The 14,752-nt window shown below is 67.1% G+C and carries 13 protein-coding genes and 1 pseudogene; 6 read left to right on the forward strand and 8 right to left on the reverse strand.

The window, feature by feature from the left end; translation table 11 throughout:
* Positions 1–20 precede the first annotated feature (20 nt).
* On the forward strand, positions 21–584 hold the full coding sequence (locus CLV01_RS06510) for a DUF4124 domain-containing protein (RefSeq protein ID WP_099734717.1): 564 nt from the start codon (positions 21–23) through the stop codon (positions 582–584).
* Between the two features lie 14 nt (positions 585–598).
* On the opposite strand, the gene CLV01_RS06515 is transcribed toward CLV01_RS06510, so the two are convergent.
* The 6 genes and pseudogenes from CLV01_RS06515 to CLV01_RS06530 all read right to left on the reverse strand — a co-directional run bounded on the left by CLV01_RS06515 (position 599) and on the right by CLV01_RS06530 (position 7,133).
* The gene (locus tag CLV01_RS06515) at positions 599–1,279 is read right to left on the reverse strand and encodes a Fe2+-dependent dioxygenase (RefSeq protein ID WP_099734716.1); all 681 of its coding nucleotides are present in this window, start codon (positions 1,277–1,279) and stop codon (positions 599–601) included.
* Positions 1,280–1,389: 110 nt separating this feature from the next.
* Positions 1,390–3,690, reverse strand: coding sequence for a catecholate siderophore receptor Fiu (locus tag CLV01_RS06520; RefSeq protein ID WP_099734715.1), 2,301 nt, complete (start codon positions 3,688–3,690; stop codon positions 1,390–1,392).
* Between the two features lie 206 nt (positions 3,691–3,896).
* Complete coding sequence (locus tag CLV01_RS29065) at positions 3,897–4,049, reverse strand: TonB-dependent receptor (RefSeq protein ID WP_180288366.1); 153 nt, start codon at positions 4,047–4,049, stop codon at positions 3,897–3,899.
* A gap of 124 nt (positions 4,050–4,173) precedes the next feature.
* A pseudogene (locus tag CLV01_RS29875) lies at positions 4,174–4,353 on the reverse strand (TonB-dependent receptor plug domain-containing protein); the annotation flags it as partial.
* Positions 4,354–4,362: 9 nt separating this feature from the next.
* Positions 4,363–5,346: an MBL fold metallo-hydrolase gene (locus CLV01_RS06525; protein ID WP_099734714.1), complete on the reverse strand. Its 984-nt coding sequence runs from the start codon at positions 5,344–5,346 to the stop codon at positions 4,363–4,365.
* An 86-nt stretch (positions 5,347–5,432) separates the two neighbouring features.
* Positions 5,433–7,133, reverse strand: coding sequence for an AMP-binding protein (locus tag CLV01_RS06530; protein WP_099734713.1), 1,701 nt, complete (start codon positions 7,131–7,133; stop codon positions 5,433–5,435).
* A gap of 170 nt (positions 7,134–7,303) precedes the next feature.
* Here CLV01_RS06530 and CLV01_RS06535 point away from each other — a divergent pair, with 170 nt between their 5' ends.
* Positions 7,304–8,302, forward strand: coding sequence for an esterase/lipase family protein (locus CLV01_RS06535; protein WP_099734712.1), 999 nt, complete (start codon positions 7,304–7,306; stop codon positions 8,300–8,302).
* Here CLV01_RS06535 and phhA read toward each other — a convergent pair.
* Together phhA and CLV01_RS06545 are read right to left on the reverse strand one after the other, a co-directional pair.
* Complete coding sequence (gene phhA / locus CLV01_RS06540; protein ID WP_012203197.1) at positions 8,251–9,141, reverse strand: phenylalanine 4-monooxygenase; 891 nt, start codon at positions 9,139–9,141, stop codon at positions 8,251–8,253. The two genes, CLV01_RS06535 and phhA, sit on opposite strands and share 52 nt — an antisense overlap.
* A gap of 64 nt (positions 9,142–9,205) precedes the next feature.
* Positions 9,206–10,288 carry a Bug family tripartite tricarboxylate transporter substrate binding protein gene (locus tag CLV01_RS06545; RefSeq protein ID WP_081816118.1) on the reverse strand — a complete coding sequence of 361 codons (1,083 nt, stop codon included), beginning with the start codon at positions 10,286–10,288 and terminating at the stop codon, positions 9,206–9,208.
* A 375-nt stretch (positions 10,289–10,663) separates the two neighbouring features.
* On the opposite strand from CLV01_RS06545, the gene CLV01_RS06550 reads away from it, so the two are divergent.
* The 4 genes from CLV01_RS06550 (at position 10,664) to lnt (ending at position 14,723) form a co-directional block, all read left to right on the forward strand.
* Positions 10,664–11,146, forward strand: a complete 483-nt coding sequence (locus CLV01_RS06550; protein ID WP_012203199.1) for an Lrp/AsnC family transcriptional regulator — start codon at positions 10,664–10,666, stop codon at positions 11,144–11,146.
* A gap of 137 nt (positions 11,147–11,283) precedes the next feature.
* Positions 11,284–12,009, forward strand: coding sequence for a GNAT family N-acetyltransferase (locus CLV01_RS06555; RefSeq protein ID WP_099734711.1), 726 nt, complete (start codon positions 11,284–11,286; stop codon positions 12,007–12,009).
* A gap of 106 nt (positions 12,010–12,115) precedes the next feature.
* Complete coding sequence (locus CLV01_RS06560) at positions 12,116–12,997, forward strand: HlyC/CorC family transporter (RefSeq protein ID WP_099734710.1); 882 nt, start codon at positions 12,116–12,118, stop codon at positions 12,995–12,997.
* Between the two features lie 73 nt (positions 12,998–13,070).
* A complete protein-coding gene (gene lnt, locus CLV01_RS06565) occupies positions 13,071–14,723 on the forward strand; it encodes an apolipoprotein N-acyltransferase (protein WP_099734709.1) in 1,653 nt (550 codons plus the stop codon).
* Positions 14,724–14,752 lie beyond the last annotated feature (29 nt).

A 14,752-nucleotide genomic window follows, 5' to 3' on the forward strand; every position in this document is an offset into this window, starting at 1 on the left:
ATACCGCAGGGGTTTCAACAATGACAACAACATGGAGCCGCGCGGCTTGGGCCGCGCTGGGTCTTGCATGGGCGTGCACGGCGGCAGCGCAGCCGGTCTACAAATGGGTGGACGCGGAAGGGCGCACGCATTACGGATCGCAGCTGCCCACCGACCAGGCCGATGCCGGCCAGATCAAGGTATCGCCCAATGGCAGCTCGGGCGCAGGCTCGGGCCGGTTTGGCGAGGAGCGCAACCCCGACGGCACGAAGAAGCTGCCCAAGCAGGTGCGCGAGATGGCGGACGGCGTGGCCAAGGGCCTGAGCAAGGTCGATTCCAAGGAGGTGCCGCTGAACTGCGCCGCCGCCGTGGACAACATCCGCAGCCAGGTGGACACCATGGTCGAGAACGGGCAGAAGAACGTCAAGGGCGGCTACATCACCCAGGCGCAGTTCGATGCAACCGCCGGCAAGTTCCGCGAGGCGCGCACGCACGCCACCGTGGCCGACTGCCAGGCCTCCACGGGCCGCTCCAAGGCCATGTACCAGTGCATGTCCAACAGCTACAACCACCTGATCGGCTGTGCCGAAAAGCACAAGCCCTGAAGCGATCCGATTCCTCAGGTCTCCGCCCACATGCGCAGCAGGTTGTGATATTGGCCCGCGAGGCTGAGGGTTTCGTCGGTCTCGCCCAGTTTTTCGCGCAGGCGCTGGATGGTCTGGTCCATCTCGAACAGCATGGCCCGGCGTGTGTCGTCGCGCACCATGCTCTGCGCCCAGAAGAAGGCGCATACGCGCTCGCCCCGGGTGACGGGCTCCACGCGGTGCAGGCTGGTGGAGGGATAGAGGATCAGGTCGCCGGCCGGCAGCTTGACCTCGTGCGTGCCATAGGTGTCCACCACGACCAGCTCGCCGCCGTCGTAGTCCTCGGGATCGCAGAGGAAGAGGGTGCAGGACACATCGGTGCGCATCCACTGCTGCGCGCCTGACAGGCGCCGCGCCGCACCGTCCACGTGCAGGCCATAGGTTTCACTGTCCGCATAGCGGTTGAACAGCGGCGACATGGTGCGTGCGGGCAGGGCGGCGCTGAAGTACAGCGCATTGGCCGCCAGCGCCTGCTCGATGATGCGGCCTTGCTCCAGTGCCACGGACGAGTCTTCGGGCAACTGGCGGTTGCGCTTGACCCGGGCGCCCTGGCTGCCTGCCGTGGCACGGCCATCCACCCAGTCGGCGGCGTCGATGGCTGTGCGGATGGCAGTGACCTGCTGGCGCGTGAGCACGTCGGGAATGTGCAGCATCATGGTGCGGGTCCTCCTCGCATGGAAAAAGCCCCGGCGGGGCCGGGGCGGTACAGAGATTGTCGGCGCTCTGCGCGCGGCAAGGCCGGCGCGGCGGCCCGTCTTGCATCCACTCAGAAGCGGAAGTTCGCGGACACGCGCACGGAGCGCGGCGTGCCCGGGAAATAGCGGTAGCCGCTCTTGTTGATGGCGCCCACGTATTCCTTGTCGAACAGGTTGTAGAAGTTCAGCTGGATGTCGGCGTTCTTGTTGATGCGGTAGCTGGCCATGGCATCGAAGACCCAGTAGGCATCGGTGAAGTTGGGCGTGCCCACGGCGCCGTCGGTGCCACGCTTGAGTCCGCCCGAGTAGCGCGCCCCGCCAGCCAGCGTCAGGCCGAACGGGAACTGGTAGCTGGTCCACAGCGAGAAGGCGTTCTTGGGCGTGTAGGTCAGGCCGCTGGAGCCGTCCTGCGCCACGGTGGCACCTGTGTCCACCTTGGTGTTCTGGATGGTGTAGCCCGCCGTCACGCCCCAGGCCGGGCTGATCTGGCCCGTGGCGCCCAGCTCCAGACCCTGCACGATCTTCTTGCCGGTCTGTCCCACGGTGCCGTCAGGGTTGGTGACGATCTCGTTGGTGATCTCGGTGCGGAACAGCGCGCCTGTCAGCAGCAGGCGCTTGTCCATCAGCTCCCACTTGGTTCCCAGCTCGGCGGTCTTGGCCTTTTGCGGGTCCATGTTGGGATTGTTGGCGTTGTTGGCGGCCGTGGACAGCGTGAAGTTGGCACCGCCCGGTGGCTGCTGCGACAGGGCGTAGTTCACGTACACGCTGCCATTGGGCGCGGGCTTGTAGAGGCCGCCGATCTTCCAGCTCAGCAGGGTGTCGGAGGCCTCCAGGCCCACGGCACTGGGCAGCACGGTGCCTGCAGGATTGCTGCCGCAGGCCGGGCCGCTGCGGCCGCCGCAGACGGCGCGTGCGTCGTACTGCGTCTTGTAGCGGTCCAGGCGCAGGCCTGCGTTGGCCTGCCATTGCTCATTGAACTTGAGCGTGTCGAAGGCGTACAGCGCGAAGGTGTCGGTCGAGCCTTTGCTGTCGGCGCCGTTGCGCGACCAGTTCAGGCCGGAGCTGGGCACCTGCGGGTCATAGAGATTGGCATCGGGCCAGGCGCCTGTGGTGCCCGTGCCGTAGTTGCTCTGCTTCTCGCGCGTGATCTCCACCCCGGTGCTCAGCTCGTGCCGCACGCTGCCTGTCGCCAGCTTGGTCGTCAGGTTGGTCTGGTTGGTGACGATGTCGTTGACCTGGTTCTTGAAGGTCGGCAGGCTGCGCGCCACGGTCCAGTTGGCGGGGTTGCTGCTGTTGTTGGCGGACAGCGTCATGAAGGCCGTGAGCAGGTAGTCCTGCTTGGTGCGGCCCCAGCGCGTGGTGTTGCGCAGCGTGGTGTCGGGCGTGAAGTCGTGCTCCACGCGCAGCGTGACCATGTCGGCCGTCACGTCGTCGTGGTCGGCGCTGGTGCCGTAGAAGCGGCTGGGGTCCACGGGGCGGCCCGCGTTCAGGCGCGCGTCGGTGTTGCTGTAGCCGGGCAGGCCGATGGTGGGCACGCCGCCGTCCGGCACATTGCTTTGCTTGACGTGCAGCACGTTCAGGTAGGTGCGCGTGTCGGTGTTCAGTCCGAAGGCGAACGACGGTGCGATGCCCCAGCGGTCGTTGGCCACGCGGTCGCGGCCGGCGACGCCGGCGTCCTGCACCATGGCGTTGAGCCGGAAGGCCGCGCCGCCCATGCCGGTCAGGCTCTTGTTCCAGTCCACGGTGGAGCGCTTGTAGCTGCCCGAGCCCGCACCCAGCGAGGCGCCGAAGCTGTCGGTCAGGCTGGGCTGCTTGGTGACCATGTTGATGGCACCGGTGGGGGCACTGCGGCCGTAGTCAGTGCTGGCCGGGCCCTTGGTGACTTCCACCTGCTCGGTGTTGAACACGTCGCGCGAGATGGAGCCCACGTCGCGCACGCCATCCACATAGATGCTGTTGGAGGTGTCGAAGCCGCGCATGTAGATGGCATCACCCGTGCTGGTGTTGCCGTTCTCGCCCGCGTAGAAGGTGCCTGCACCGGGCACGTTGCGCAGCGCCTCGGTCAGCGTGGTGGCGCCTTGTTCCTGCAGCACCTGCTCCTTGATGACGGAGATGGTCTGCGTGGTGTCCACCAGCGGCTGGGTGAACTTGGGAGAGGAGACCTGCGCGGGCTCATAGCCGGTGCTGCGTGCGCCTTCTACGGTCACTTCCTTGAGGCTGGGCGCGGTCTTGGCACTGGGCGGCTGCGTCTGGGCCAGGGCTGGCATGCCCAGCGTGGCCAGGGCGGCGGCTGCCGCGATGATGCCGGCCGACGGCGAGCGGCCAGCGCTGTCGTGTTTGCGGCTTTTGATATACGAGTTGGAGTTCGCCATGGTTGAACGGAAATCGGAATGGGCAGTGAACATGCTGGCTTGCTGGCCGGCGTTGCGCGGGCGGCTGGAGAGCTGTCTCGGCGTTCCGGTGCTGGCTGGATCAGGCTGTTTTGCCTGGAGTGGGAATGGTAATGATTCTTAATAAAAATATAAGAATAATCTGATAGCCGGATGGATGGCCGTTGCCACCTGGCAACAGCCCTGTATCAGAACTTCAGCGTGGCGACCAGCCTGGCCGAGCGTGCCGCGCCCGGGATGTAGCGCGCGCCGTTGTTGTTCAGGCTGGCGATGTAGCGCTGGTTGGCGAGGTTGTAGACGTTCAGCTGCAGGCTCAGGTTCTTGCTGAGTTCCCAGGCCATGAAGGCGTACAGCGCAAGGGTCTTGGTGTGGCCTTCGTTGATCTGGCCGGTATAGCGGATGTCCTGGCCCGTGATCGCGTCGCTGACGCCGGGATCGTAGAGATTGGCGGGCGCCAGGGCGCCTGCGCCCGTACTCGGAACCCGAGGCGCCCTTGACGATCTCGATGTCCTCGATGTTGAAGGTGTCGCGCACCGGGCTGCCCAGGTTGCGCACGCCGTCGATGAAGATGCTGCCCGTGGTGCCGCAGCCGCGCAGTGCTTGCGGCCGGTGATGTGATTGGCGTGGTTTGCGTCTATCGCAGATCGGTTTCGTTCAGGCGTTGTGAACCCATTCGCCCTCGCGCTGCGCCGCGCCCGATTGCACCAGCGCATCCACCAGCGTGCGGCTCCAGTGCTCGGCGGTTTCGTGGCTGAAATAGCCTGCATGCAGCATGCCGAAGTAGGGCGTGGCGGCCAGCCAGGCCAGCAGATCGGTGGTGCGTATGCGCTGCCAGTCCAGCAGTCGGTACTTGAGCAGCACCTTGGCCGCGTAGAGCGCGTGGCGCTCGGGGGCGCGCACAAAGCCGTCCAGGCGGCGGCGCGCCGTGTCCAGCGCGGCGGCCACGCCCGTGAAAACGCCGCCGTGGCCGGGGACGATGGTGAGCGGTGCCAGGCCTTCGATCACGTCGAGCGTGGCGGCCACCTCGTCGAAGGCGCTCAGGCCCTCGATCTCGGGGAAGACCACGCCGAAGCCGTTTTCCCAGAGCGCGTCGGCGGAGATCAGGGTGCGGCTGGCTGGCTCGAACAGGATGATGGAGTGCGGATCGTGCCCGGGCGCGGCATGGATCTGCCAGTCGCGCCCCGACAGCCGCACGCTGGTGCCGGGCTGCAGCACGCCGGTCAGCGCAAATTGCGGGCATTCCTGGCCGGTGGGCGTGTAGCTCAGTGCAGTGGGGTTCCAGTCGCGCACGAAGGCCGCCTGGCCCGGTGCGGCGTAGGTCCGGGCCTGCGGCCAGTGCGCCTGCAAGGCAGCATTGCCGCCGCAGTGATCGCTGTGCAGATGGGTGTTGAGGATGCGTGCCAGCGGTTGGCCGGCCAGCGTCTGCTCGACCAGCATCACGGTCTGCCCGGCATGGCTGACGTAGCCGGTATCGACCACGGCAGCGCCGTCGTCCTGCGGGTCGTCTACAGGGTCATCGGAATCGGAATCGGCATCGGCGGCGAAGACGATGTTGTTGGCCGACAGCCAGCCGCGCTCCAGCACGGTCATGCCGGGGGGCAGCGCGGCGCTGTCGCTGGTTGGGGCGGAGGTTGTCATGAGGAGGCGGGGCGGCTTTTGCCCGAGGCTAACAGCCGCAGGCAGCCACGGCTGACGCGTGGGCTACAGCTGCGGCCGTGCGGGTTTCAGGCGGGATCGCGCAGGGCGCGCCTGAGGATCTTGCCTACGTTGGTCTTGGGCAGTTCGTCGCGGAACTCCACCGTGCGCGGGCGCTTGTAGCCGGTGAGCTGGTCATGGCAAAAGCGCATCACCTGGTCCTCGGTCAGTGCGGGGTCGCTGCGCACCACGTAGACCTTGATGGCCTCGCCCTGGCGCTCGTCGGCCACGCCCACGGCTGCGCATTCGAGCACGCCGGGGCACATGGAGATCACGTTCTCCAGCTCGTTCGGATAGACGTTGAAGCCGCTGACCACCATCATGTCCTTCTTGCGGTCGATGATGCGGGTGAAGCCCTCCTGGTCCATGACGCCGATGTCGCCGGTGCGCATGTAGCCGTCGGCCGTGAAGGCCTTGGCGGTTTCGTCGGGCTGGTTGTAGTAGCCGCGCATGACGTTGGGGCCCTTGATGCACAGCTCGCCGGCCTCTCCCATGGGCAGGTCGCGGCCTTCGTCGTCCTTGATGGCGATGGAGATGCCCGGCAGCGGCAGGCCGATGGTGCCGCTGAAGGAGGTGGTGATGACGGGGTTGTTGGTGCCGATGGCGCAGGTCTCGCTCATGCCCCAGCCTTCGATCATCACGCTGCCCGTGACCTGCTGCCACTGGCGCGCCGTGCCCTCGCTGGCGGCCATGCCCCCGGCCTGCGACACGCGCAGTTGCGAGAAGTCCAGCTCGCGGAACTGGGCGTTGTTGAGCAGGGCGTTGAACAGGGTGTTGACGGCCGGCAGGATGTGGAAGGGCCGTTTTTGCAGCACCTTGACGAACTTGGGGATGTCGCGCGGATTGGGGATCAGGCTCAGGCTGGCGCCCATGCGCATGGCAAACAGGCTCACCGTGAGCGCGAAGATGTGATACAGCGGCAGCGCCGCGATGATGTGCGTGTCCTGGGCCTTCACGCGGCCATGCAGCGCGGGCGTGAACCAGGCATGGGCCTGCAGTGTGGCGGCCACGATGCAGCGGTGGGTGAGCACGGCGCCCTTGGACAGGCCCGTGGTGCCGCCCGTGTACTGCAGAAAGGCCACCGAATCCAGCCCCGCCTGGCTGGGCCGCAGCTCTTTCTGGGCGCCGCGCGCCAGTGCCTGGGAAAAGGTCGTGACCTCGCGCACCGTGCCGCCCGCGCCGTCCAGCGGCAGGCTGTAGGCCGGCACCATCTTGGCCAGGTGGCGCACGGCGAAGGTGATCCAGCTGCCGTACATGCCGCCCAGCAGATCGCCCATGGCCGTGACGCAGACATGGCGTATGGCGCTGCGATCGATCACGTCGGCCAGGGTGTGGGCGAAGTTCTCCAGGATGATGATGGCCGTGGCGCCCGAGTCCTTGAGCTGGTGCTCCAGCTCGCGCGGGGTGTACAGCGGATTGACGTTGACGCAGGTGTAGCCGGCGCGCAGCACGGCCGCCATGCTCACGGCGAACTGCGGCACATTGGGCAGCATGATGGCCACGCGCGCATCGGGCTCCAGACCCAGTCCCTGCAGCCAGGCGCCCAGGCGGGTGGACAGCTGGTCCAGCTCGCGGTAGCTCATCCAGCGGTCCATGCAGACCGAAAAGGGCAGGTCCGCATGCTGGGTGAAGGCCTCCTCCAGCAGGTGTGTGAGCGAGCGGTATTGCTCGGGATGCACCTCGTGAGGCACATCGGCGGGATAGTTCTTGAGCCAGGGCGCAGCGTCCATGCAGGGTACCTTGGGTTGCTGGGAAGACAGGGGGACAGCGAAGTTGCAGGCGCCGGTCGGCCGGCCACCGCTGCGGCCGATTCTGGTCAGGCGGGTGCTTTGCGGTCTACACGGGGTTGTCCTAGGGCCTGTGCTACGTTGGCTTCTTTTTTCATTGGGGACGGGCTGTCGTGAACGCACGCATTCTGCAAATGGTGGCGCTGGGCACGCTGGCGGGCGCCGCGGCCTGGCTGGCATGGTGGTGGCCGCGTTCACCCGGGCTGGCGCTGACGGGGGCGCTGCTGGGCCTGTGCTGGCCGGGCCTGCACCTGGGCCTGCAGATGGTGTTGATGCGCCGCGTGGTGCGCAAGGCGGGCGCGCCCGTGCCGTCATGGCGCACGGTGGCGGCGGCCTGGCTGGCCGAGTGGCGGTTGGCCGTGCAGGTGTTTGGCTGGCGGCTGCCGTTTCGCGCCCGTGCCCAGGCCGATGGCTGGCCTGACGGCGGCACCACCGGCCAAGTGGGTGCGATGGGCCAGGTGGGCGTGGTGCTGGTCCACGGGTTCTTCTGCAACCGCGCGGTCTGGGCGCCCTGGCTGCGGCGGCTCAAGAAAGGCGGCATTGCCTGCGCTGCCATGACGCTGGAGCCGGCGCATGGCGCATCCATCGATGCCATGGTGGCCGACCTTGACGCCTGCGCGCGCCGCATGGCCCAGGCCACGGGGCGCGCTCCGCTGATCGTGGCGCACAGCATGGGCGGCCTGGTGGTGCGGGCCTGGCTGGGGCACCTGTCGGCGCAGGAGCGCCCGCAACTGGCGGCCCATGTGGTGACGCTGGCCACCCCACACCGTGGCACCTGGATGGCGCGCTTCGCCCATGGCCTGCCGGCGCTGCAGATGCGCACGGACAGCGCCTGGTTGCAGCGCCTGGGACCGCCGCCCTCGGACGTGCCCTTCAGCTGCTGGTGGAGCTGCTGCGACAACATCGTCTTTCCATTCCCCGTGGCCACGCTGCCAGGGCAGGATGCGCACCGCCTGGACGATGTGGCCCACGTGCAGCTGGTGTTCGACGAGCGCGTCTGGCGCTTTTGCCTGGCGCTGCGCGAGCGGCTTCAGGCTGCAGATTCCTGCAGCGCCGATTCCTACAGAGCGACCTCGCCCGGCAGCAGCGCATCTGCCGCGACGGTGGGCTGATCGCGCAGCTGGCGGTACAGCGGCTCGAAATCGGCGGCCGTGAGGTCGAACAGCTGCTGCAGGTCGTCGATCACGAAGTAGGTGTGCTGGTAGCTGTCGATCTTGTAGAGCGTGCGCATGGCGCGCTCCAGCGACAGCGGCAGGCGCTGCGGCTCGGGGCTGCGCACCGAGTAGTTGAGTTCGCCCGATGAACTGAGAATGCCCGCGCCATAGGCGCGCAGGCCGCCCTGTTCGCGGATCAGGCCGAATTCGATGGTGTACCAGTACAGGCGCGACAGCATCTCGCAGGCGCCCAGCTCGGCCGCCTTGAGCCCGCCTTGGCCGTAGGCCTGGATGTAGTCGGCGATGACGGGGTTGAACAGCAGCGGCACATGGCCGAAGAGGTCGTGGAAGACATCGGGCTCGACGATGTACTCGAACTCCTCGGGCTTGCGGATCCAGTCCGTGACCGGGAATTTGCGGTTGGCCAGCAGCGAGAAGAAGGGCACCTCGGGAATCAGCCCGGGCACGCCGACGATCTCCCAGCCCGTGGCGCGGCGCAGGCGCTCGTTGACTTCCTCGAAGCGCGGAATGCGGTCCTTGGCGCCCAGCGAGGGCAGGGCGTCGATGAAGTGCTGGCTTGCCAGGCCCGGCAGCAGGGCGGACTGGCGCTCGTACAGGCGCCGGTAGGTGTCGTGGTCGGCCTCGGTGTAGGCGTCGTAGTCCTGCGCGCAGGTGTAGTCGTCGCTGGCGCGGCTGTAGTCGCCGCGCGGGGGGCGATCGGCCTGGCCGTAGACCACGGGTGCCACACCGGGGGCGTGGGCGTGGGACGAGGTGGGGGTCGCTGCGGTGCTCATCATGGTGCTCTCCAAGGATCTAGTCATTGCCGCCCCGGGCCGGGGGCAGGCAAGGCACCTGCGCGGCTCAGAGCTGGCGGATTCGGGCGGCCTGTACCAGCAGGCCGTATTTGCTGTGCTCGGAACGCACAAAGCGCGCGAACTCCTGCAGTTGCAGTTCTTCGGGCAGCACGCCCATGGCGGACAGGGTGTCCTGCACCGGGCGGCTGCGCATGGCCTGCGAGAACGCGGCGGCATGGCGCTGCGCCTGTTCCGCGGGCCAGCTGGCCGGCGCAAACAGGCCGAACCAGTTGGCCATGTTGAAGCCCTGCACCGTGTCGTTGAGGCTGGGCACCTCGGGCAGCAGGGGCGCGCGCTCCAGCGTGGTCACGGCCAGGGCCTGCAGCCGCCCTGCGCGGATGTGCGGCAGCGAAGACGCCAGGCTGTCGAACAGCAGGTCGGCCGAGCCGTCGAGCAGGGCCGACAGTGCCGGCTGCGTGCCGCCGAAGGGCAGGTGCAGCAGCGGCAGCCGCGTGAGCATCTGGTACATCTCGCCCGACAGGTGGCCGCTGCTGCCCGGCCCGCCCGAGGCATAGCGCAGCGGCTGGCGGTGCTTTGCAAGAAAGCGCTGCAGGTCCAGCGGCGTGCGTATGCGCCACTGGCGTGCCAGATCGCTGCGCATGACCAGCACATTGGGCATGCGCGCCACCAGCACCAGCGGCTGGAAGTCGCGCAGCGGGTCGTAGCCCAGCTGGGGCTGCAGCCAGGGCAGCACGGCATGGGTGGCGGCCGCGCCCATCAGCAGCAAGCGGTCCTGGGCGGTGGCCTGGGCCACCATGTTGGAGCCCTTGGCGCCGCCGTCGCCCGGCACATAGAGGATCTGGATGGCTCCCAGCTTCGCGGTGCTGGCCTCGACCAGCGGCCGTGCCGTGCGGTCCAGCGGGCCGCCGGCCGCATAGGGAACGATCAGGGTCAGGGAGTCGGACTTCGCATCGCGCGTCTGGGCGGCGGAGGGCTGCTGGGCCTGCGCCGCCGCAGGCAGCCAGGGCAGGGCGGCCAGTGCTGCCAGCAGGCTGCGCCGCGCCAACCGGGCCGACGGCTGCGGGCCGGCTGGCGCAGGCGCTCGGGCATGGCGTGACATGGCGCGGTTGGCGTCGTGGCGGGGCGTCATGGCGTGAAGCGAAATGGAGGCGATCCCCGCAGTATAGGCAGCGTGGGCAGGCCGGAAGGCGTGGACGATGCATGTCCCGTTGGCGCTTGACTGTTTGCGCGCAGGCCTGGGCGGCAGCCTGGTTCAGCGGGGCATTCATGGGGATCTCCGGCCAGTTCAGTGCAGGACAGTCGGACGGGCGCCATGGCCGGCGCCTGCGTCTTCTCGATCGGTGCTGTCACTGTAGGCGGGAGGGGCTTCAGCTTTTTGCCGTTTGCCCGTGGAGGGAAAATGCGAAATGCATGAAAATTGCGGAATTCTTTCGTTTATCGCAATTTAACTGGTTAATTCGGGTTAACCCTGAAGAAATCCGTACTTATTTACGAGTCCACCGCCATGAGCGCCACGCACAACATCGACAAACTGGATCGGGCCATTTTGCGCCGCTTGCAGGCCAACGGCCGGGAAACCTATGACGTCATCGGGGAGCAGGTCGGCCTGTCTCCCAGCGCCGTGCTGCGCCGGGTCAAGCGCCTGGAAGACGGCGGTGTGATCGATCGCTACGTGGCCCTGGTCCAGCCCGAGACGGTGGGCCTGGGGCTGACCGCCTATCTCAACGTGCGCCTGGAAAAGTACACCGAGACCAGCAAGCGCAACCCCATGGACGTGTTCCGCGCCAGCGTGCAGACTTGGCCCGAGGTGGTGGAATGCGTATCACTGACCGGCGAAATGGACTACCTGATGCGCGTGGTCGTGGCCGATATGCAGCACTACACGCGCTTCGTCATGGACACCTTGCTCAAGCACCCCAGCGTGCAGGACTGCAAGACCAGCTTCGTGATGGACCGGGTGAAGGTGACCACGGCGGTGCCTCTGTAGCCACGAAGGCTCGGACAGGGGCCTGGCCGTCGATAGGTGCAGGGAGGGAAAATTGGTTTGCATGCCAAAACCTTACGGTTTTGTTGCATTGCAATATCTCCGTTGCTCGACATCGGGTTTTTACCTATATTTGAGCCATGAATGCATCCAAAGACTGGTTGAAGGCGTCCTGGCAGGCCGGCCGGGACATGTTGCGTGCGAGCGCAGGCCAGCCGCACCGTCCCGATGGGCGCTCCGCGTCCATGGTGCCCATTCGCTCGCTGGGCCCGTCCCACCGCGAGCGCGTGGTGGCGCATTTGCTCAAGCTCGATGAAGGCGACCGCTACCTGCGCTTCGGCTATGCCGCCAGCGACGAGCAGGTCCGCCGCTATGCCATGCAGCTCGACTTCGAGCGCGATGACATCTTCGGCATCTACAACCGCCGTCTCGAACTGATCGCCATGGCGCACCTGGCCTTTGCCTCGCATCCCGAGCACAAGAGCTGCGCCGAATTCGGCGTCTCCGTGCTCAAGCAGGCACGTGGCCGTGGCTATGGTGGGCGCCTGTTCAACCGCGCCGTGATCCATGCACGCACCAAGGGCGTGTCCATGATGTTCATCCACGCGCTGTCGGAGAACACGGCCATGCTCAGGATTGCGCGCAAGGCCGGCGCCACCATCAAGCGCGATGGCTCCGAATCCGAGGCCTACCTGCAACTGCCGCCCGCCGGCATCGACACGCACATGGCGACTCTGATGACCGAGCACATCGGCGAGGTGGACTACCAGTTCAAGAAGCAGGCCAAGCAGTTCTGGGATTTCCTGGCCGACGTGCAGGAAATCCGCCGTGGCGTGCAGGATGGCCGCCACCAGGCCGGCGAATAAGCGCAAAACGCCGCAAGGGGATTTGGCGCAGCGCATGCAGGGGTGACGGAGCAATCCGCTATCCTTGCAGCTTGTTTCACTACCGCACGTCCTGCACTCCAAGACAGTGTCCGACCCCCATCCTGCGCGCTCTTCCGAGAAGGAAAGCAAGCGAAGCTTCCTGCAAAAGGTGGCCGAGTTCATTCACCCGGCCCCCGACTCTCCCGACGAGCTGATCGAGACCCTGGCCGACGCCGAGGACAATCAGGTCATCGGCCCCGAGTCGCGCGTCATGCTCGAACGCGTGATCCGCATGGCCGACATGACGGCCGGCGACGTCATGGTCGCAGCCCCTCGCATGGACCTGGTCAACATCGACGCGCCGTTCGATGAATTGCTGCACCAGGTCATCACCACAGCCCATTCGCGCTTTCCGGTCTACCAGGGCGAGCGCGAGAACATCATCGGCATCCTGCTGGCCAAGGACCTGCTCAAGCTGCAGCGTTCGCCGGACCTGCACATCCGCGCCCTGCTGCGCCCCGCCGCCTTCGTGCCGGAGAGCAAGGGCCTGAACGATCTGCTGCGTGAATTCCGGGGCAACCGCAACCACCTCGCCGTGGTCATCGACGAGTTCGGCCGCGTGGCGGGCCTGGTGACCATCGAGGATGTGCTGGAGGAAATCGTCGGCGAGATCGAGGACGAGTTCGACATTCCCGAGGACGAGGGCGACATCTTCGCCCTGGCCGACAACAGCTACCGCGTGGCGGGCGACACCACCATCGAGCATGTCAACGAGACCTTCGAGGTCGCCCTGCATGCCCGCGATCCCGACGATGAGTTCGACACCATCGGCGGCCTGATCGCCCACGAAATGGGCCATGTACCCAAGCGCGGCGAGCAGATCCATCTGGCGGGTCTGGAATTCACCGTGCTGCACACCAAGGGCGGCGCCGTGCGCTGGTTCAAGGTGGTGCGCGATCCCGCCGCCGACAGCCTGCTGCGCAGCTGAGGCTGCGCCTGAACCTGCCCTTGGCTGGACCTCTCTCACCCGAGACCTACCTCTTTTTGCGCACAACCGGCCGATGCCCCTGTCCAGTTCTTCCGCTTTCTCGCAAGACGGCCGGCGCATGGGCCGGTTCGCCCATGGCGTACTGCTGCTTGTCGCGGGTGCGGCACAGGCCCTGTCGCTGGCCTGGCCCTGGGCGCGCGGGCAAGGTGACGGGCCGCTGAGCCTCATCGGCGGCTATGGCCGCCCGCTGTGGTGGCTGCAGATTCTGTCGCTGGCCGTGCTGGCGCGCGCCCTGCAGACGGCGCAGCGTCCGGCCCAGGCGGCAGGGCGTGCCATGCTCTTCGCCACGGCCTGGCTGGTGGCCACCTTCTGGTGGCTGTTCATCTCCATGCATGTCTATGGCGGCCTGCCTGCGCCGCTGGCCGTTGCCGCCGTGCTGGCGCTTGCGGCGTTTCTGGGCAGCTACTACGCGGTGGCCGCCTGGGGTTGGCAAAGGCTGCGCCCTGCTGGTGCGGCGGGTGGCGCGCTGCTGTTTTCCGCCGTCTGGCTGCTGGCCGAGCTGGCGCGTGGCTGGCTGTGGACCGGCTTTCCCTGGGGCGCGGGCGGTTATGCCCATGTGGAAGGCCCCTTGTCCGTGCTGCCGCGCTGGATTGGCGTCTATGGCACGGGCGCCGTGGCGGCCTGGCTGGCATATGGGCTGGCGCATGGGCTGGCTGCCTTGCTGGACAGACAGCGTCTCCGGCCCGTCCGCCTGGTGGCCACTGCAGCGGCGCTGCTCCTGGCCTGGGGCGGGCTGTGGTGGCTTCGCGATGCCGCCATCAATGAACCGTCGGCCGAACGGCCGGCGCTGAGCGTGGCCTTGCTGCAGGGCAATATCCCGCAGGATGAGAAGTTCGAGGCCGGCAGCGGCATTCCGCTGGCGCTGGGCTGGTACGGGCGCGAGCTGCGCGCTGCCACCGCGCAACTGGTCGTGGCGCCTGAGACGGCCGTACCCCTGCTGCCCCAGCAATTGCCCGAGGAATACCTGGACCTGCTGCGCGAACCGTATCTGAAGAAGGACGGCCGGCAGGCTGCGCTGCTGGGCATTCCCCTGGGGTCGGAAGAGGCCGGCTACACGAACTCGGTCGTGGGCTGGCAGCCCGGCCAGATCCAGGACTACCAATACGACAAGCACCATCTGGTGCCCTTCGGGGAGTTCATCCCGCCGCTGTTCCGCTGGTTCACGCAGATGATGAACATACCGCTGGGCGACTTCAACCGTGGCGCGCTGGGTCAGCCCTCCATGGCCTGGGTCGGCGAGCGTCTGTCGCCCAACATCTGCTACGAGGATTTGTTTGGCGAGGAGCTGGGGGCGCATTTTGGCAACGCGGCGACGGCGCCGACGGTGCTGGTGAATTTCAGCAACATCGGATGGTTTGGCGACAGCGTGGCCATCGACCAGCATCTGGCCATCAGCCGCATGCGCGCGCTGGAATTCGAGCGCCCCATGCTGCGCGCCACCAACACCGGCGCCACGGTTGCCATCGACCACCGGGGTGTGGTCACGCAGGCGTTGGTGCCTTACGAGCGTGCCGTGCTGCAGGCCAGCGTGCAGGGGCGTGAGGCCTTGACGCCATTCGCGCGCTGGGTGCACGCGGCAGGTCTGGTGCCGCTGTGCTTGGCTGCCTTGGCGGTGCTGGCGGTGGCGTGGATCAGGCGCCGCAAGCGGCCGGTCCAGGGGCTGTAGCCAAGGCCCGCGACCTGGGTCGGCGTGGC

The organism is Delftia sp. 60, assembly GCF_002754395.1.
GTDB classification, from domain to species: Bacteria; Pseudomonadota; Gammaproteobacteria; order Burkholderiales; family Burkholderiaceae_C; genus Comamonas; species Comamonas acidovorans.